Consider the following 17,524-nt stretch of genomic DNA (forward strand, 5'->3'; position numbering starts at 1 on the left):
TAGAAGTCGTGGACCGTCAGCTCGTCGACGACGAGAGGACTGAGGTGGCAGAGATGGGCGAGGAGTCCGAGGTACTGGTCCCGGACGACGTCGATGTCAGGGTCGGGTTCTGCGGCTCGCCGTTCTCCTCCCCGGTCGGCGCCTCCTGGTCCGGCTGGTCTTTTGGGTCCTGCGCCAGGGCGTCGATCAGTCGGCGGGCGTGCTCCGGGTCGTGCGCCGCGTCCGGCAACTCGGCAAGCGCCTCGATGAGCTGTTCCGGCGTCACCTCCGGATTACGGGCCGCCTGCGCGACGGCTTCGTCTACCCAGCCCTGGACCTCCTTCTTGTCCAGGCGGGTGACCATCTCGGTGATACCGGGGTCCAGCTCGGCGAACCGGAGGCTGGGCTGACCGCGCTTCTTCAGCACCCAGGCGACGCCGCGCATCGCATCGAGGTCCTCGTCACCGAGCCCGGCCTTGATAGCCGGCCACTTCATGTCGATGGTCCGCTGCACGATCGACACCTCCGACACCTTCAGGGTCGACGCGTCGTACTCCTCGGGCGTACCGCCCTCAGGCGTGTAGATGATGATCAACTCGGGTGCTCCTACTCCAGCTGGCGGCGCACGTCGTCGACCACCCGCTCCATCTCGCGGGCGATGCGGTCCCGGTGCGCACGCTCGGTCTTGTCCCACCACCCAGGGGTGGCGGTCTGCTGCGCCCAGCGGCGCTTGTTCCCGAACACCGGATGCCTCAGGCGGCCCTCGTTCAGCCGGTTCACCACACCCACCGGGATGTCCGCCGGCAGGCGCCCCTTGTCCAGCCACACCCGGGCGCCCGGTGCTCCGGTCGTACGGACACTGATCCGTACGGCGTCGGCGATGTTCGCCCGCAGCGGGCGGGTGGTGGGCGACCGGCCGCCGCGCTTGCCCGACCCGCGGCCCTGCGAGCCGATGTCGAGGCTGCGGACGGCGTCCTGCAGGTCGTCGCGCAGCGGCTCCGCTGCCCGCCTGCTGCGGCGCTGCATGGATGCTCGGATGTTCTCGTGGCCGGCCCGGCGCAGCCGCCTCTGCAGTTCCAGCAACTGGCCGGTGCCGAGGATGCGAATGTCCGCGACCATGGGGAATCACCTCACAGCGTGACGTCCGTCGACATGTATTCGATCTTGGGCTGGTTGGTGCCGTCGTACAGGCCGGTGAAGTTGAACGTCGGCTTCACGACGCCGAAGCCGTCGACGACCGGCGGCCCCTCGTCCAGGCGGATCGCCGGCAGCGTGATGCGGAACGTTTCGAAGTACGTGCTGGCGATGAGCGGGCCGACGAACTCCCACACCAGCGAGGTCGCGCCGTCGGAGGTGTGCAGGTCGTCGAGGGTGGTGGCGACGTAGTCCGTCTCCAGCGACCCGGTGATCTTCACCTGGTCGTTCTCGATCGGCTCCTTCTTCAGAGCCGACTGGTTGGCGTAGAACCGCTCGGTGTCCTGCGGCCGTTCGATCTTGCAGGACACCTTGCGGATCCCGTCGAGCGCCGCCTCCGCACCGAACGTGCCCGTCTTCAAGGCCATCTGCCCGAAGTGGAATGGCGACATGTTGCTGTAGCTCGCGGCGGCCAGCGTCTGGCCCTCGTCGCAGTCCTTGCCGTCGATCTCGAACGACGCGGTGAGCATCTCGCCCACACCGCACGAGAAATCACCCGACGTGATCTTGCAGCCGACGAACGTCTTGTCCGTGGCCGTGCCGGTCGTCAGCGGCACACCCTTCTGGATCGTCAGCGACTTGCCCGCCGTGGACGCCAGAGTGTGAGTCTGCAGATAGGCGGCGGTCGCGGCCTGCTGCACCGGCGTGACCGTCGTCCCCATCAGGGTCTGCAGCCACAGCCCCATCCCCTTGTTGGAGACCTCCATGTCGACCGACCCGGAAGCCTCCTTCCGCGTCAGGACACGCCGCGCCGACAGCGGCAGCAGACGGCCGGCCGCGATGCCCGCGCTCTGGGCTGTGGTCTTCTTGAGGACCAAGCTCTCCTTGGTGAACTCGAAGAACTTCGCCGGCACGACGAACGTCCCGTAGGTCGACTCTGCGCTGACACCCATCTGCGCGCCGAGTCCGGATCCGATCACCATGGATCAGCCCTCCTTCTGCGGCGCCGACTTGGCCGCGGTCGCCTTCTTCACCGGGGCCACATCGGCCTTCGGCTCTTCCACCGGCTCCCAGTTCGTGGTCTGGCAGACGTAGCCCTCGAACCGCTCGTCGGGCACCTCTACGACCTCGTCCGGCTCGACGGTCAGGCCCAGCTCGGGCACCGTCACCGTCTCCGGGCCCAGGTAGCGCACACGCGCCATGGCAGTACTCCGTTCATGTGAGGTGGATCAGATACGGGCCCGGCAGGACACCGTGAACGCGAGGCCCGCGATGGCGCCTTCGCTCTGGACCTGCTGCAGGTTTCCGGCCGTCAGGTGCGCCCAAAGCACCGTGCCGTTCAGCGTCGGCGCCGTCTGCGCGTCGTTGGTCGCGCGCAGCGCGGCCTCGACGACGCCGACCAGCTCGAAGACCCGGTTACGGCGCAGGGACATGTCCTTGTCGCCCGCCCGCGATTCGGCGTAGCAGGAGATCTGGAAGTCCTCGTCCCTCGTGCGGGCGCCGGCCGCGTTGAAGTTCTGCGTGAGGCCGACGGCGGCCTCGGCGCCGGGCGACCACCCCACGAAGATCATTTCTTTCACCGTGAGGTTCGTGGGTTCTGGGCCGTCGATGATGCGCACGCCGTCCAGGGCGGGTGCCGCGCGCAGGATCGTCAGGAGGGCGGCCACCGCTGCGGGGACGCGGGACGTCGCCATCTACGCCACCCCCGGCGGTGCCTTGTACGGCTCGAGGAGCTGCAGCACCCGGTTGGGGATCGCGTACCCCCAGCCGGGTACGGGCTCGGTGACGGCGAAGTCCTCGCCGCCGCCGATCCCCGACAGCCCCCGCGACGCCCCGTACTGGGTGCGCCACAGGTGCTGCAGCAGAATCCGCGCCGCCAGGTTGATGGTGGCCGGCACCTCGCCCCGGCCTGCCACGTACAGGGCGTCCCACGGACCGCCGTAGAAGACGCCGCCGTCGCGGCGCCGTACGACGCCCGTGGTGCCGTCCACGTGCAGATCGGCGACGGTGAGCGCCAGGCCGCCGGTGAGGATGGGCGTGAGCGACGTCAGCGACACGACCGGCACCTGCATCAGCGCCAGGCGCGGGCCGCGGCTGTCCACCGTCTCCGTCACCGACCGGTTCTCCACCGGGCCGACGTGCGCCTCGATCGCCTTCGTCAGGCCCTCGATGTACGCGCGCAGTTCGACGTCGGTGGCGGTGGTGTCGATGTCGAGCTGGGCCTTCGCCTCGTCGAGCGTCAGCAGCGCCACGGTCGCCCCCTCACCTGCGGTACCGGCTCACCGCGGCCGTGCACGAAGGGCTGGTCACTCACCTTGCTTGGCGCGGCCGGCCGCCGCACCGCGCGCCTTGGAGGCCGCCGCCGTACTGCGCGGCTTGGACTCCACAGCTGTCTCCCGCGGCGCCTTCTGCTCTCGTTCCTCGGGTGCGTCGGTGTCGGCGCCGAGCCGTTCGAGCTCGGCGTCGACGCCGGCCACCCGGTCGTCGAGCTTGCGCAGCGCGTAGCCGGCACGCTCTCGCCGCAGTGCAGCGATGACGCCCTCACGGTTGGGGTCCTCGGCAGCAGCCTGCTCCTCGGCGGCGGGCTGTGCCTCGTCCGCCGTCTCGGTCTGTTCGGTCTTGTCTTCCTCGGCCATGGCCGAACCTCTCTGCGAAGGTGCCCCGGCCACGTGCGTGGCCGGGGCACAGGACGGACTGGGGACTAGAACGTCGGGGTGACCAGGCCGGTACCCGAGACGACCGAGATGGACTTCGGGTAGCGCTCCGAGTGCAGGGCCGCGTAGTTGTAGAACCGCAGCAGCACGCTGAGCTGGTTGGCGTAGGTCTCGCGAAACGCCTCAGCGCGGGGCGTGCCCTCGAAGAGGATCACGTCGCTGGACCGGAGGATGATGATCCGGTCCTCGTTCGTGCCGCCGCCCAGGTTCACCGGGATGTTCGGGTCGACGAAGACGGGCAGGCCCTGCAGCGTGCCGACGAAGCCTTCGCTGGTGACGTCGCCCATCGCCGCGAGGACGTTCTGCGGCATGTTCGCCACCGGGACCACCAGCGGCCGGCCCGCGGTGTCCAGCGACACCGTGTACCAGGCCCACCGCCGCGGGTGCATGAAGATCTTGTCGGGCGGCAGGAAGCGACCCGTGTGGATCTGCTGGATACCGTCACCGGTCTTCGAGTACGCCTCGCCCACGGTCGGCGAGGCGTCCGTGTAGGTGATGGCGTTGATGCCCGACGCGTTGAGGATGCCCCGCTTGTTCGCCGCGTTGTTGTTGATGACGAACGTGTCGAGCCGTACCGCGTAGTCCGCCGCCAGGTCGGCGAGGAGGATCGGGTCCATGTTGATCGGGGACTGCTCCAGCAGCTGCTGCGAGACGACCTGCTGGCCCGCGATCGTCGTCACTGCGGCCGTCACGCTGGACGACGTGGCGTCCGTGTTCGAGACGGCCGAGTTCTGCGTCGCCTGCTCGGCGGTGGACGTACCGCCGGTGAGCTTCGGCAGGTTGATGGAGTCGGTCCCGGCGGGCAGCGGCTGCTTCCCGATCTGGTCGGCCACCACGCGGCCGGCACGCGCCAGAGCGACGTACTCGTCGACCATCCACAGCGGCGGCACGAACTCGCCGATCCCGCCGTCGGTGGTGTTCAGCGCACGCTTCTCCTTGACCTCACGGTCGTTGCGCTGCAGACGCTCGATCGCCTCGTGGTCGCCGCGCTGCTGGGCCCGGAACAGGTCCTTGAAGTAGGAATCCTGTCCGCCCTTGCGGTACGTCTCCGGTTCCGAGGTGACCTTCGCCCCGGACGGCTGCGGGCCCGCCGGCTGGTACTTCGCCCGCAGCTCCGCCGCCTTCGCGTCGCGCTCCTCGGCGTCCGCGAGTTCGGCGATGCGGGTGTTGACCGCCTCGATCTCGGTGTCCTTGGCCTTGATGGCGTCGCGCTTCTCGACGAACACCTTGTCCTCGTCGTCGGACAGATTGCGCTTCTCCTCGCTCGGCGCCTTGAGGATGCCGTCGAGTTCGGTCTTCAGCGCGGCCCGCTGCTCGAGCAGGTCCTGCAGCTGCTTGCGCAGGAATGCGAGCATGGCTCACTCCTTCGTCTTAGGTGATGGGGTGGGTCGCGCCCGCGAACCGTCCGGGTGGTGGCCCAGGTGGTGGCGTCCCTCGGGCATGCCGAGGAGCGCTCCGGCGTGGACTCCGGCGCGTCAGGTGATGCAGGCGGGATACGGCTACAGGGCCAGTGCCTCGGCCTGAGCCAGGTACAGAGACAGCGGATGCCCGGCCGGGACCGGCTCGAGTACCGCTGGCGGTGCGAGGCGGCGCTGCAGGCGCTCCATGAGCGCCCGGGCGTCGTCGTCACCGAGCTTGTCGAAGTCGGCCGCACGCATCGCGCCGACCGACGTAGAGGGGTTCGCACCGAAGTTGACGACGGACACGTCGCCACGGTGCAGGTCGACCTCGAGGATGTCCCGCTGGTCGAAGTCGGGGGACCACATCTGCCGCGTCACCCGGAACGCGAACGACATCTCGTCCACGCTTCCGTCGTCGAGCGCGGCCAGCATGTCGCCCACGTCCGACCGCGTCGTGGTGACGTCGGCCTCCATACGCAGACCCGTGGTGTCCTCCGACAGGCGCAGCGTGCCGGCCTTCGTGTAGGCCATGGCCAGCCCTGCATGGTTCAGCAGCAGCTGCACCTGGGGGTTCTCGCCGAGGGTTTTCGCGAAGGCGCCCGTACGGACGACCTCGGTGTACGGGCCGAGCCAGTCCCACATCTCGAACGGGGCCTCGGTCACCGAGGCGTACCCCTCGATCGTCGAAACGCTCGGGGTGCCCTTCTTCGCCCGGACCTCCAGCTCCACCGGGAATGCGCGCCGCACGATGCCCGTGACGGAGGCGCGCTCACTCTTGTCGCTCATGACTTACCTCCTGTCGGGTCGCCGTTGGCGGGGGCGTCCTTGGACGGCTCGGCACCCCACGGCACGGGCGCCCAGTCCTCGTCGTCCCGCACCTCGTTGATGACCTTGAACTGGTTGCGCAACGCGATCGCATGCGCCTTGTACCGGGTCAGCAGGTCCGTGCGCACCAGCGCAGCCCGGTTGAACTTCACCATCTGCCCGGGCGGCAGCAGCCCCGTCAGGGCCCGCTCGATCCGCACCAGCCACGGATCCACCGCGTACGTCAGCAGGTCCAGGGAGCGCTGCTCGATGTTGGAGTAGGTCAGCGAGCCGCCCGTCTCGTACCCGAAGATCTCGGCGAAGCCCGGCCCGAAGATCCGGCAGCACTCCGCGGCCGTGTAGTTGTTCGTCTCCAGGAACTGCGACTCGTTCGGCGCGATCTGGATCGACTGGTACTTCCAGCCATTGCCCAGCACCGCCGGTTCCCGCCGGCCGTGCACCGCGGCCATGAACCGTTCCTTCGCGGTGGCCGCCTGCGTCGCGTTGAGGTTCTGGTCGCTGGACAGGATCGCCGACGGGTGGGCGCCCTCCTGGAACCACTGCGCGCCGAACTGCAGCGCGCTGATACCCGTGCCGATGGTCAGCGCGTGCACCGCGATCGGAGACATCCCCAGCAGCCGGCCGGGCACCGGATGGAACCGCTTGTGCCACACATCATCGGCGGGCACCTCCTCGCCGTTGAATCGCCACTCGGGACGGCCCTTGACCATCTGCACCCGGACCAAATCCGGATGCTGCAGCTGGATCAGCGTCGGTGTGCCCCGTAGCCGGTCCCGCTGCCCAGTCGCCCCGTAGGTGTTGCCGCGCAGCATCGCCGAGTACGTGTACTGCGACGTCCAGTCCGGCAGCCCGTACCCGTCCCCGCCCAGGTCCGCCAGCCACGAAGGCATCGGCGCCGTCTCACGGGGCCGCGGGTAGTAGCCCAGCGGCATCGTCTCCGCGACCGTCGCCACCAGGTTCACACACGACCACACCGCGACCTTCTGTAGCGACGCCTCGGTCCGCGACAGATCCACCCGCGCGAACCCGCTGCCCGTCGCCGAGTTCGGCGGGATCGGCGGCTCCGCGAACGCCGGCGCCCGCACCTCACGCCGCCCCAGGAGAAAGCTCACCGCGACCTCCCCCCACCGGACATCCGGTCCGCCACCTGATCCACCAGCACCAGCACACCCGCCGTCAAAAACCCCGCAGGCCGCCACGCCAGCCACGCCCCGTACGACACCAGCCCCAACCCCGCCACACCCGGCAGCACCCGCCACACCGCCCCCACCACCAGGCCGGCCACGCCCGCCAGGCCCACCCACCAAGCCCGCCAGGCCGCCATGCGAGATCCTCCGCTCACCAGATGTTGTCCAACGGATCCGACGCTTCCTCGATCTCCACGCTGAGCCCCCACTTCGCCAGCGTCCCCGCGACCAGCGGGCTGATGTCGACGTTCACGCCCCGGCGCGCCCACGCCCACGCATCTCCCAGGGGCCGCTTCTGCGCGCCCGCCAGCGCCGCGGCCATCGGCGCCTGGTCCAAGTGGGACAGGGCCTGCTCGGCGACGGCGTCGTAGAACTGGCCGGAGGCCTGCGCGACTTCACGTACCTTGGGCTGCACCACTGTGATCCCCAGCCCGGTCTCCTCGTCCTCCAGATCGGCGATCAGGGAACCGGCCGGGCCCCCGCCGTCGACCACCCAGCACCGCGGCTTCCACTTCGCGTGCAGCTCCTTGGCCCGCTGCAGGATCCACCCCGTGCCGGGCCGGTGGTCGACCACCTCGACGTGCACACCGCCTCGCCAGTAGCCCGCCACACAGATCGCCGCATGCGACCGCTCGGGGGTCATGTCGATGGAGAACGACACCGGGTCCGAGGGCTGCGACTCCGACGCCGCCAGCGACCGCCAGACCTCCTCGCCGATCACCTGCCACGTGTCCGCCACGTCGGACGGGTACTCGCCCACACCGAGCCTCTCCCGCGCGTACAGGGTGTCGCCCATGGTCAGCCTGCGGTGCATGCTCTTCTCAACCTGAAGCCGGTAGCCGACAGCCGGGTTGGACTTGAGCAGCGCTTCCACGGAGGCGATGTCGTCGTGCTGGTCACAGTCCGCCGGGCACTCGTCCACGTGCGGATCGACCGACCACTCCAGATAGGCCAGTACCGGATCCGGTACGCCGCTCTCCAGAGCAGCGAGAGCCCTCCGGCGAAGACGCCCCATTTGCTGAGACGGCCCCCCGATACCGGCACTGCCCAGGTACCACAGCTGGCTGTTCTCCACAGCGTCCGTGGTCGGCGCCAGCGCGGACATCGCGTCGTCGCCGAGGATCATGCACTCGTCGAAGATGACGCAGTCCGCCGTGAAGCCACGGCCCGACCCGCGCGAGCGCGCTACGTACCGCACCTCGCGTTCGTCATGTAGCTCGATGCCTTCACGACCAACGGTCTTGTGGTACGCCTTGACGCGTTTATGCAGGTCAGGGCATCCGCGAATGAGACGCTCGATGCGTTTCATCGTGTTCATCGCGGTCTTGAACTCGTGGGCGGAGACCAGGATTCCCTGCTCACCGCCGATGAACAGGCCCCACAGCACCCGCGCTTCGATGAGCGCGCCTTTGCCGTTCTGTCGCGGGATGTTGACGCAGACCTCGTCAGCCGACCAACTGCCGTCCGGCTTCTCGCCCATGCCTACGCGCAGCACGTGCTGCTGCCACGGGTCCAGCTTCAGCCCCGCCCTGGCCGCAAGGTCGACCGCCTCCTGGCCCGCGCTAGACGCCGACGGCGCCGCCGCCTGGATGGGTGGCTCCTGCGAGCCGTACAAGGGGCCGTCAGCCGCTCGAGGACTGCCGATCGGTGCCAGCGCGGCGCTTCGCTCGTCGCTCAGCAATGTCATCGACGACGTCCCCCTTCGTCTCGACGGGGGCCAACTTGCGGAGTTCGGCCATCACCGCGCGCAGTTCCCGGGCCGCAACGGCCTTCGCGGTGGGGGCCTTGGACGATGAGTCGACGGCGCGGGCCAAGCTGAGCGCGAGGGCGGTCATGCCCGGTGAGATTTCCTCGACGTTCAGCTGCGCGATCTCGTCCTTGATCGCTGACGCGACGAGCCCCAAGATCATCACCGCCAGTCACAATGAGTGACGTTACGCAGAGTGACGTCACTAAAACAGCTGAACCGAGTTCGCGCGGACTGATCTTTAAATTCGGCCGCGCAAAAAATCGGGCGAGAAGGGCGTTTGGGTCGCCCGCTTCCCCCTCAAAAACTGGGTCAGGCACACCGGGTCGATCATGGTCACCAGGTCCGGGACGCCTGCGGCATCGCTCCTTGTGACGGGGCCGGCCGCGAGTTGTACCAGCGGCTGGCGACCCGCTTCATCTCCGGGTCGCGCATGGCCTCGATGCGTTGCATGACGATGTCGCGGCCCGGGTCGACGGTGATGATGCGTGCGTCCAGGCGCTTGTACTTCGCGCGCGCCTTGGGGCTTGGCATGGTGTGGATGAGGTAGACGTCGACCCTGTCGCGCAGCGTGATGGCCTCGTCGATGGCTGCGTAGCGGGCACGGTGGGCGACGCGCAGTTGCAGCGGGTCCTGGTTCCAGGCGGGGGCGCCGGGGCCGGTGAAGGCCTGGGTGATGCGGTCGAGGTCGATGACGATGTCACGCGCGGTGGCGTGCGCATCGATCCAGGACGACTTCCCTGCAGTAGGGGGGCCACAGACGACGATCAACGTCATGGCCGCCACCACTCTCCTACCTGTCGAACTTGACGTGGCACGGCTTGCACAGGGGCATGTAGTGCGCCGGGTCCCCGCTGTACGCCATCCGGTAGCCGTCCATGACCTCGTGCGACTGGTTGGGGTCCTGGTGGTCGTAGGCCCAGTCATGGGCGGCGTCGCCGCAGTGTTGGCACGCCTGGTCCTTGGCGTTGCCGCGCAGGCCTCGCACACGGTTGTGGGCGCCCATGTAGCCGACGGTCTCGTTCCGCCAGCCGTTCGGGTCGCCTGCCTTCAGCCGTGCCGGCGTGTGGGTCGGGTCGCCGTATCGGCGCAGCCTGTGTGCGTGGCGGATGCAGTACCCGTTGCTGTCGTGGGGGTTGTCGCAGCCCTCGGCTTGGCAGCCGAGTGGGATGGACTGATCGCGAACGGCTGCGGGTCCGAGGCTGCCGCCCTTCCGCCACCGTGCGTAGTGAGCACTGCACCAGTCGCGCTGTTGGCGCTCCTTCTCGCACCCGTCGACTGCACATATGGTCGCGTCGCGTCGGACCTTGGTCAGTACCTCAGCAGTTCCGGGGGCGCCGTTCCTGCGCCACCGCCGCCAGTGAGTCTGGCACCAGCCCCGTGCCACGAGCGTCCGCTCACAGCCGTCGATAGTGCATGTACGCTCCGCCATGTCTGCCTGCTTCCATCAGGTATGGCCATGCCCCGGGGCTGTTCATGCAGCCGCCGGGGTCTCGCCTGTTCACCCTCCCAGGCACCACTGACAGTCGCTCAGGGCCCGTCAGGAGCCGCCGATGACGCCGCGTGTGCGGAGTGCGGCGAGCAGGGCGTTGTGGGCGTTGGCTGCTGCGGTGAGGTCGGCGAAGGGTACGGCGGCGTTGTTGACGGTGGGGGCGGTGCCGGCCATGAGGGTGGCGCTGCCGGTGCCTATGACGAGGTCGACGGCGGCCTGGTTGGCGGGGGCGGTGCCGGTGCTGAGGTTGGCGTATTGGGATGCCATTGCGTGCTCCTGGGGTGTGGCGGGCGGCTACTTGAGGTCGGCGGGGTAGAGCGGCTTGGGCGGCTGTGTAGGCGTGTACCGGGCGTCCTTGTTGTCCAGGCGAACGGTCACGGTGTGTGCGGCTCGGTCATGGGTCGGGCAGCGCTGGGCGATGCGGTGCAGGAGTCCGGAGAGCACGGGGTGTCACCTCTGCAGTCGGGCGAGAACTTCCTCGGCGGCCTTGCGCCGGTGTGCTGCTGTCCCTGTGTCGCAGCAGGCCTCGCGATGGATCAGGCCGGAGGGCGGGTCGGTCTTGTCCCCGTGGTACCGGCACGTCTTGGGGAGCTGGCTGAGCGCCGCGGCGAGGGTGTGTGCGTCTCTCTGGTCCATGGTCACCACCTCCGTGAGGTCCGCTGTGGTGCTGCCTTGGGCGTCTGCGTAACTCGGTTGCCGCGGCTGCTGTTGCAGCGCCGGTGTGCGGCGCGGGCGTTGGCGCGGTCGAGGAGGCTGCCGCCTCGGGTGAGGGGTATGAGGTGGTCGAGGGTGAAGGACATCGGGTGGCGGGCGTCCAGCTCGTAGCCGATGTTGTGGCCGCAGAGCCAGCACGGCAGGCGCTGGGCGCGGAGCCAGGCGCAGAGGTCGCGGTAGGGGCGCCCGTTGCGCGGGTTGGCGGCCATGTCAGGCGGCGGCGACGCGGCGTACGGCGCGGGCGTTGTGGCGGGCGCGGCGGTGGGCGTCGGCGATCTGCTGCTGGCTGTAGATGCGCCGGCCGTCCTCGTCGTGGCGTGGGCCCTTGAGGTGGCCGCGGCGTTCCCAGGAGTAGATGGTCTGGGGGCTGCAGTCGAGGAAGGCGGCGGCTTGGGCGATGGTGAACCAGATGGTGTCGTCGGCGGCTTCGCGGCCGTGGGCGGGGGTCCTGTCTGGGGTGTGGGGCATGTGGGGGTCCCCCTGACATGCGGAAACCCCCGCCGGGGCGGGGGCTGGTGTGGCGTGTGGGCACAACTGTGCTGTTGGCATCGGATTATGCAGTGCTGATCGGGCGCGTGTCCAGGAAGTTGCGCCTGCGGGCGGCTGTGGGTGTGGCGTGGGGTGTTACGGATGTGTCACTCCCGTGCGGCTCATAGGGTGCGCAGGTCACAATCGCGGGCATGTCAGACACCGCTGCGGCGAAGGCCTGGAGGCCGAGTCGTACTCAGAAGATCGTTGCCGTGCTGTTGCTCCTGCTGGTGTGGACGGTGACGGCGAACTCGTGGACGGAGAAGGGGTGTTCGCTCACGCAGGGGTACGTGTTCGTTGTGTCCCATGGGGGCAGTCCGGACCGTGATCAGGGTTGTGAGGATGAGCCGGGCGGGCCTGTGTACACCGACCAGTACTACGGGTGAGGGAGGGCACGTTGGACGGTGGGGGCCTCGCGACGCGGGTCGGCTCGTCCTTCGCGGTCGGGGCGACTCTGTGGATGTTGGACGACTCCTGAGATGGCCTCTGACCGTAGCCCGCCGCATGACGAAGGCCCCGCCAGTCCTCGCGTTCAGTACTCGCCCAACGCCCGCAACTCCTCCGTCACGGCCGCCACGTTCTTCGGGCAGTACGCCGTCACCCCCAACAGCACCAGCTGGTACGCGTCGCCTTTCTGCGTACCCCACTCCTGCCCGATCGGATACAGGCCGCCGTCGCCGAACATCCACTCCACACTGTGGCCGGCGTCCAGGGCGGCGCACCACTTCGGCGGGAACACCTCCAGCTCCTGGTACGGCGGGATGCCCGTCTCGTACGAGGCGAAGCGGGCGACCTCTATCGACTTCATGAACGGGATCACCGGGGCCACGGACGGCGAGGGCCTCGGCGAGGGCGTTGATGCGGCCCTGTCCCCGCCGGAATCGGAACAGCCGGCCAGCGCAAGGCAGGCGGCGAGCAGGAGAGTGGTACGGCGCATGATTCCCCCAAGGACATCGGTGCGCGGATCGTAGCGGCCGGCACCGTCACTGCGGGCGGGAATAAGGCAGCCCTGCCGCGAGGGGGATTCGCGGCAGGGCCTCGGGTGCCGGGCGTTACCCGGCGTGTGGCGGGTGCGGTCAGTCGTCGTCCTGGTCGAGTGCGATCTCGACTGTCTTGATCTTCCCGCTCGTTGAGAGGTCTGCCCTGATGGGGTTGTCGCCCGGTACGGCAGCCTTGCGGGCGGCGTCGACGAACGCGGCGAGCTCGTCGAGGGTGAGGTCCTTGTCTTCCCCGGTGTACTTCAGTGCGGCAGGCATGGGTCCAGGATGGGGTACGGGGCCACGTGGCGGGAGGGGTTCGCGGGCGGGGCCTGGCGCGTCAGAGGCAGGGGAAGTGGCCGGCGGGGAAGTGGCCGCCGCAGTTGGCGCAGTAGTAGGTGGTGTGGTCGATGCCGAGGGCGGCGAGGAGGCGTCGGATCATGGGGTGTTCACCTCCCCCTGGGGGGCGGCTTGCTGGTGGTGTTTGGCGGCCTCGCCGAGGAAGGCCTCGAAGACGTCGCCGAGGCGTACGAGGCGTCCGCCGTCGCCGATGGCCTCCACAGACGACCCCTTCTGGCCGGGCCCTGCGGGGTCGTTGTTGGTGTTGGTGTTGTCGCCTGACCTGCAGCAACAACCGTCGCCATGGGGGTTGGTGGCGGGGGAGGGTGCGGGCGGGATGTCCTTCACGTGTACGGCCGGCCCGTTCCCCGCTCGCGTGCGTACGGCCTTGAAGGGGATGCCGTCAGCGTCGAGGAGCGCCTTCACGGCCTTGGTGTTGGGGAGCTGCAGGTCGTCGCGGAGGCGGGTGAGGAGGACGCCGTTGTCGTCGCCGACGAGGCGGCGGAGTGCCTCGCCGACGTCCGGCGGCTGCACCTCCTCCTGGTCCTGGCCGTCGTCGGCGGAGCGCTGCTCCCGCCACGTGCGGGCCTTCTGCCAGCCGAGGGTGATGAGGACGCCGGTCACGATGTAGGCGGTCTCCGGGAGGACGACGACGACCGTCCAGATGGCGCCGAGGAGGATCAGGGTCAGGATGAGCTTCGCGGTGCGCTCGCTCATCCCCTCGGACTCCCCCGGCTCCGTTTCCTCCCCTGTTTCGGCGGTCTCCTCGGTCTCCGTCTCCGGCTGCGCGTCGGTGCTCATCCGAACACCCCGGTGAAGCCGATACCGGCGAGGTTCACACCGGAGCCGAGCGGGATCGCGGCCACGCCGGCCACGTTCCCTGACAGGGCTACGAGGATCCCCGCCAGGCACCCCATGACGATCTTCGATTTGGACTGCTTCGGACCCCACTTGAGGAGGCCGAGCAGGATGACCGTCAGCAGGAACACGATCACGTATCCGCCGGGCGTCAGGGCCAGTTGCTGCGCGCGTGTCACGTCCGGTGCGCTGCCGCCGACTCCCCAGACCAGGCCCATGTATCCGGCAAGGTTGCCTGCCCAGAGGGCGACCCAGGTGACGGCGCCGAGGAGGGAGACGGCGCCGAGTGCGGCCAGGGCGGCAAGCATCCCGTACAGCTTGGCGAGGACGAAGGGGACGAGGGCTCCCCAGCGGCGTTTCTCCCTGAGCCACCAGCGCAGCAGGAAGGCGAGGTCGATGCCGACTCCGAGGGCTACGCCTCCGAGGTTGATGGCCATGTACGGCATGTCAGGTGCTCCAGACGGCCGCGACGTAGGCGGCGGCGAGGGTGACGAGGGCGACGGTGCAGGCGGCGGGGCCGAGGTAGAGGAGGGGCGCGCGGCGGGGCGCCAGGGCGTGGAGGCCGATGGCGCTGAGGAACATCGCTATGGGCCAGACGGCGCTCACAGCCATTCCCTGGCGGCGATCACTGCCGAGGCGATGAGCGTGGCGACGCCGACGAACCGGCACATGGTGCGTGTCTCGGTGTCGGGGTGGTTCCAGCCGAGGAGTCCGGCGAGCATGCCGGCGGCGAGCGCCAGGTAGATGACGGGGTTGGCGGGCATGGTCAGTTGGCCTTCCGGGCTTCGGTGTCGAGGGCGTCGCGGATCCGCTCGGCGCGGGCCTGGCCGATGCCGAGTGCGTTCTTGAGGGCGCGGATCGAGGCGGGGCGCTGGCGGGTACGGCGGTGCTCGGCGTCGACGAGCCGGGCGCGGTCGAGTACGTCCGCGTCGTCCGTACCCGACGCGTCCGGCCGGGGAGCGGGTACGGCGGGTACAGGCTCGGCGCCGGGGCGTACCTCGGGTACAGGGGTGTACTCGGGTACGGGTACGGGCCGGGGTGCGGCGTGTACCTCGGTCCGGGTACGGGGGTGCGCGTTGGTCGCCTCGCGTTCCTCGCGGGCGCGGCGGCGGATGAAGTCGCCGGTGTCTTCGAGGCCTGTGGGTGCGTCGGGTACGCGGGCGTGTACCTGGGTGCGGGTACGGGGGGTGCCGATCATCGTGGCGGGTACGGCGCAGAGGACGTCGCGGTGTGCCCGGGCGTGGGTGGTGAGGTCGAGGTGCAGGCCAGGGGTCAGGTTCCCGACGGCGCGTGTCAGGGGTACGGCGGGTACATGGGTGGCGGGTACGGCCGGGGCCGGGCTGTCCGCGGGCTCGGGTGAGGCGGGCAGCGGGTCGGCGGCGGTGGGCGGTTGGGGCCGCTCGGGTACGTCAGGTACAGCGGGTACGGGGTCGGGGTTGCCTGCGCGTAGCGCGATGCGTACCTGGGTCTCGGAGACGGGTACGCCGTACTCGGTGCACAGGGCGGCGGTCTCGGCGGGGGTGCGGTCGGGGCGTGCGGCGTGTACCTGGCGGATCGCGGCGAGCGGGTCCATGGTGCGGAGTTGGGCGCCGGTGACGCCGAGCGGGGTGGCCGGGTACGGGCCGGGTACGGGCTCGGGTACCCAGGGGGAGGCGATGGGTACGGTGCGGAGCTCGGTGGCGGTGCGCCGTCCGGCGAGGAGCTGCAGGAGCTGGTGGCGCTGCTCGCCGTGGACGGCCGCGCCGGAGCGGGCGACCGACGCGGCGAGCGCGGCACTCCCCCACGGTCCGAGCCAGCGGCGGGATGCGAGGCGTACGGCGCGGGCGGTGGCCCGGTCGCGTGAGATCTGTTCCGCGGTACGGTTCCGGGCCGCGAGCCCCAGGTAGGACAGGAGGCGTTCGCGGAGCTCGGCGCCGATCTGCGCGGGCAGGCCGGAGGACAGGGCCTCGGGCTTGGCGACGCGGATCTCCAGCCCCATGGCGAGGTGCCAGAGCAGGGCGGCCATGACCGGACCGAACACGGTGCGGACGGTGCCGCCGAGGAGGCCGGACTCGGCGTAGGCCGGGATGGTCTGGACGCCGGTGATGCACCAGACGAGGACACCGGGCACGCCCGGGGTGCCGGCGGTGGTGTCGGTGGCGGTGGCTTTCTTGTTGGCGCGGGCCATGACCGCGCACGCGAGGAGGGCGATCTCTCCGGCGGCGAACAGGCCGAGGCGTTCGGAGTCGGCCATGCCGAGCTGGTGGCCGGCGAACCGCCAGCTGGTGTCGCCGGAGAAGGCGGTGGCGACGATCGCGCCGCAACCGGCGGTGAGGACGGGGCCGCTCGTACGGCGCACGACCAGGACGACGAGGGCGGTGAGGGTGGCCAGGAGGACGAGGGCGGTGAGGGCGGTCGCCGTGGGCTGGTCGACGGCCCATCTGGTGAGCTGGTCCCGGATCACAGGTCCCCGCTCTCGGCGAGTGCGTCGGCCTCGGCGGCCAGGGCCGCGAGTTCCGGGCTGAGGACGGGGAGCTGCGGCTCACTGCGGAGCCGGGCGGTGGCGTAGTCGTCGTGGGCGGCGGCCAGGAGCTCGGCGGCGGACGCGTCGACGTCCGAGTGAACCGGCTTTTCCGGCGCCGGGTCGCCGTAGTTCTCGGGGAGGCCGTGGCGGCGCAGCCACTCGGCTTCCATCGAGGTGGAGCCGATCGACTGGTAGTAGGCGCGGGCTTCGTTGACCTCGTCGTCGGTCATGTCCTGGCCGGGCTTCGTGTACCAGGTGGCCTTGGTGTGGTCGTACCCGTCGTCGCCGGGCTGCGCGGCCGGGGCGGGCCGACCGTTCACCGGTCCTCCCCCGGTGGGAAGGGTGACGGCTTCGGACCACGACTGACCGACGTCGAGAGCGGCGTGCGCCTGGTCGGCGGTGACGTACCCGGCGACCGGGTGCTCGGCCAGGCGCTCGCGCAGGTAGGCGGCGTCCCAAGCCGGGCCCATACCGCGGCCGTCGTCGTCGAGGACGGAGCGCAGCGCGATGCAGGCATGCCGGGCGCGGGCACTGAGAAGGCGGTCGTGGGCTTCGGTGTCGCCGGTGGTGGCGGGGTGGGGCAGGTCGAGGGCCTCGAGGACAGCGGCGAGGAGGTCGCGTACGGGCTCGGGCAGGATCTGCTCGTTCGTCATCCCAGCCCCCGGGCGGCGTCACGGACGAGGAGGGCGTACTGGCCGCGCGTGGTGTCGAGGGTGAGGGCCGGCATCACGTTGTAGGCGCGGGCGAGGCTGTCTCGGGCGACGGCGTCGGGGAGGGTGCGCAGGATCGTGTCGACGGCGCGCTCGCGGACCAGGCCGGTCATCTCGTGGCGGGCGTCCATCTCGAGGACGCGGGCCAGGGTGATCAGGACCTGCGCGGCGTAGGACGGCTGGTCGAGGAGGACGCGCAGGCCTACGTCGACGGGGTCGGGCTGGGTAAGGTCGGGCATGCCTGCCCTTTCGTGAGAGTCAGGGTGGGTACCCCCGGCCCGTATGGCGTTCGTAGCGCCGGGCCGGGGGCTTTGTGCGTAGTAGCGCGGGCTACTTCCACAGACTGTACGGGGCCCCGTACACTCTGGGCAAGCGGCCCGCCCGAAGAATGTGAGGCCGGGTGTGACCGAGGAGGCT

General features: G+C 69.9%; 29 protein-coding genes. All 29 read right to left on the bottom strand.

What is annotated here, in order from left to right:
- Nucleotides 1-16: 16 nt before the first annotated feature.
- The gene (locus ACW4TU_RS18400; protein WP_457428906.1) at nt 17-574 is read right to left on the bottom strand and encodes a hypothetical protein; all 558 of its coding nucleotides are present in this window, start codon (nt 572-574) and stop codon (nt 17-19) included.
- A gap of 11 nt (nt 575-585) precedes the next feature.
- Nucleotides 586-1,098, bottom strand: coding sequence for a hypothetical protein (locus ACW4TU_RS18405; protein ID WP_457428907.1), 513 nt, complete (start codon nt 1,096-1,098; stop codon nt 586-588).
- An 11-nt stretch (nt 1,099-1,109) separates the two neighbouring features.
- Nucleotides 1,110-2,096: a phage tail tube protein gene (locus ACW4TU_RS18410; RefSeq protein ID WP_457428908.1), complete on the bottom strand. Its 987-nt coding sequence runs from the start codon at nt 2,094-2,096 to the stop codon at nt 1,110-1,112.
- Nucleotides 2,097-2,099: 3 nt separating this feature from the next.
- On the bottom strand, nt 2,100-2,315 hold the full coding sequence (locus tag ACW4TU_RS18415) for a hypothetical protein (protein WP_457428909.1): 216 nt from the start codon (nt 2,313-2,315) through the stop codon (nt 2,100-2,102).
- 27 nt (nt 2,316-2,342) lie between these two features.
- Nucleotides 2,343-2,807: a hypothetical protein gene (locus ACW4TU_RS18420; protein ID WP_457428910.1), complete on the bottom strand. Its 465-nt coding sequence runs from the start codon at nt 2,805-2,807 to the stop codon at nt 2,343-2,345.
- Nucleotides 2,808-3,365 carry a head-tail connector protein gene (locus ACW4TU_RS18425; RefSeq protein WP_457428911.1) on the bottom strand — a complete coding sequence of 186 codons (558 nt, stop codon included), beginning with the start codon at nt 3,363-3,365 and terminating at the stop codon, nt 2,808-2,810.
- Between the two features lie 54 nt (nt 3,366-3,419).
- Complete coding sequence (locus tag ACW4TU_RS18430) at nt 3,420-3,749, bottom strand: hypothetical protein (protein ID WP_457428912.1); 330 nt, start codon at nt 3,747-3,749, stop codon at nt 3,420-3,422.
- Nucleotides 3,750-3,814: 65 nt separating this feature from the next.
- Nucleotides 3,815-5,182: a phage major capsid protein gene (locus ACW4TU_RS18435; RefSeq protein WP_457428913.1), complete on the bottom strand. Its 1,368-nt coding sequence runs from the start codon at nt 5,180-5,182 to the stop codon at nt 3,815-3,817.
- Between the two features lie 144 nt (nt 5,183-5,326).
- Entirely contained in the window at nt 5,327-6,013 is a 687-nt protein-coding gene (locus ACW4TU_RS18440; protein WP_457428914.1) for an HK97 family phage prohead protease, read from the bottom strand.
- On the bottom strand, nt 6,010-7,164 hold the full coding sequence (locus ACW4TU_RS18445; protein WP_457428915.1) for a phage portal protein: 1,155 nt from the start codon (nt 7,162-7,164) through the stop codon (nt 6,010-6,012). The genes ACW4TU_RS18440 and ACW4TU_RS18445 overlap by 4 nt, the downstream gene beginning before the upstream one ends.
- Nucleotides 7,161-7,394 (bottom strand): hypothetical protein, encoded by a 234-nt coding sequence (locus ACW4TU_RS18450; protein ID WP_457428916.1) that lies wholly within the window; start codon nt 7,392-7,394, stop codon nt 7,161-7,163. The genes ACW4TU_RS18445 and ACW4TU_RS18450 overlap by 4 nt, the downstream gene beginning before the upstream one ends.
- Complete coding sequence (locus ACW4TU_RS18455; protein ID WP_457428917.1) at nt 7,391-8,926, bottom strand: terminase; 1,536 nt, start codon at nt 8,924-8,926, stop codon at nt 7,391-7,393. Before ACW4TU_RS18455 ends, ACW4TU_RS18450 begins: the two co-directional genes overlap by 4 nt.
- The gene (locus ACW4TU_RS18460) at nt 8,862-9,149 is read right to left on the bottom strand and encodes a hypothetical protein (protein ID WP_457428918.1); all 288 of its coding nucleotides are present in this window, start codon (nt 9,147-9,149) and stop codon (nt 8,862-8,864) included. Before ACW4TU_RS18460 ends, ACW4TU_RS18455 begins: the two co-directional genes overlap by 65 nt.
- A 173-nt stretch (nt 9,150-9,322) precedes the next feature.
- Nucleotides 9,323-9,763 (bottom strand): AAA family ATPase, encoded by a 441-nt coding sequence (locus ACW4TU_RS18465; RefSeq protein ID WP_457428919.1) that lies wholly within the window; start codon nt 9,761-9,763, stop codon nt 9,323-9,325.
- A gap of 16 nt (nt 9,764-9,779) precedes the next feature.
- Complete coding sequence (locus ACW4TU_RS18470) at nt 9,780-10,418, bottom strand: hypothetical protein (RefSeq protein WP_457428920.1); 639 nt, start codon at nt 10,416-10,418, stop codon at nt 9,780-9,782.
- 108 nt (nt 10,419-10,526) lie between these two features.
- Nucleotides 10,527-10,745, bottom strand: a complete 219-nt coding sequence (locus ACW4TU_RS18475; protein WP_457428921.1) for a hypothetical protein — start codon at nt 10,743-10,745, stop codon at nt 10,527-10,529.
- Nucleotides 10,746-10,772: 27 nt separating this feature from the next.
- Entirely contained in the window at nt 10,773-10,922 is a 150-nt protein-coding gene (locus ACW4TU_RS18480) for a hypothetical protein (RefSeq protein ID WP_457428922.1), read from the bottom strand.
- 6 nt (nt 10,923-10,928) lie between these two features.
- Nucleotides 10,929-11,114: a hypothetical protein gene (locus tag ACW4TU_RS18485; RefSeq protein ID WP_457428923.1), complete on the bottom strand. Its 186-nt coding sequence runs from the start codon at nt 11,112-11,114 to the stop codon at nt 10,929-10,931.
- A gap of 2 nt (nt 11,115-11,116) precedes the next feature.
- On the bottom strand, nt 11,117-11,401 hold the full coding sequence (locus ACW4TU_RS18490) for an HNH endonuclease (protein WP_457428924.1): 285 nt from the start codon (nt 11,399-11,401) through the stop codon (nt 11,117-11,119).
- A gap of 1 nt (nt 11,402) precedes the next feature.
- Nucleotides 11,403-11,660: a MerR family transcriptional regulator gene (locus ACW4TU_RS18495; protein WP_457428925.1), complete on the bottom strand. Its 258-nt coding sequence runs from the start codon at nt 11,658-11,660 to the stop codon at nt 11,403-11,405.
- Nucleotides 11,661-12,252: 592 nt separating this feature from the next.
- Entirely contained in the window at nt 12,253-12,657 is a 405-nt protein-coding gene (locus ACW4TU_RS18500; RefSeq protein ID WP_457428926.1) for a hypothetical protein, read from the bottom strand.
- Between the two features lie 139 nt (nt 12,658-12,796).
- Nucleotides 12,797-12,976: a hypothetical protein gene (locus ACW4TU_RS18505; RefSeq protein ID WP_457428927.1), complete on the bottom strand. Its 180-nt coding sequence runs from the start codon at nt 12,974-12,976 to the stop codon at nt 12,797-12,799.
- Nucleotides 12,977-13,135: 159 nt separating this feature from the next.
- Nucleotides 13,136-13,837 (bottom strand): hypothetical protein, encoded by a 702-nt coding sequence (locus ACW4TU_RS18510; RefSeq protein ID WP_457428928.1) that lies wholly within the window; start codon nt 13,835-13,837, stop codon nt 13,136-13,138.
- Nucleotides 13,834-14,331 (bottom strand): hypothetical protein, encoded by a 498-nt coding sequence (locus ACW4TU_RS18515; protein ID WP_457428929.1) that lies wholly within the window; start codon nt 14,329-14,331, stop codon nt 13,834-13,836. Before ACW4TU_RS18515 ends, ACW4TU_RS18510 begins: the two co-directional genes overlap by 4 nt.
- A 10-nt stretch (nt 14,332-14,341) precedes the next feature.
- Nucleotides 14,342-14,500 (bottom strand): hypothetical protein, encoded by a 159-nt coding sequence (locus tag ACW4TU_RS18520; RefSeq protein WP_457428930.1) that lies wholly within the window; start codon nt 14,498-14,500, stop codon nt 14,342-14,344.
- A complete protein-coding gene (locus ACW4TU_RS18525) occupies nt 14,497-14,658 on the bottom strand; it encodes a hypothetical protein (RefSeq protein WP_457428931.1) in 162 nt (53 codons plus the stop codon). The genes ACW4TU_RS18520 and ACW4TU_RS18525 overlap by 4 nt, the downstream gene beginning before the upstream one ends.
- Nucleotides 14,659-14,660: 2 nt before the next feature.
- On the bottom strand, nt 14,661-16,337 hold the full coding sequence (locus ACW4TU_RS18530) for a hypothetical protein (RefSeq protein ID WP_457428932.1): 1,677 nt from the start codon (nt 16,335-16,337) through the stop codon (nt 14,661-14,663).
- On the bottom strand, nt 16,334-17,050 hold the full coding sequence (locus ACW4TU_RS18535; protein WP_457428933.1) for a hypothetical protein: 717 nt from the start codon (nt 17,048-17,050) through the stop codon (nt 16,334-16,336). The genes ACW4TU_RS18530 and ACW4TU_RS18535 overlap by 4 nt, the downstream gene beginning before the upstream one ends.
- The gene (locus tag ACW4TU_RS18540; RefSeq protein ID WP_457428934.1) at nt 17,047-17,346 is read right to left on the bottom strand and encodes a hypothetical protein; all 300 of its coding nucleotides are present in this window, start codon (nt 17,344-17,346) and stop codon (nt 17,047-17,049) included. Before ACW4TU_RS18540 ends, ACW4TU_RS18535 begins: the two co-directional genes overlap by 4 nt.
- Between the last annotated feature and the right edge of the window lie 178 nt (nt 17,347-17,524).

This window comes from Streptomyces kryoterrae, assembly GCF_054072135.1.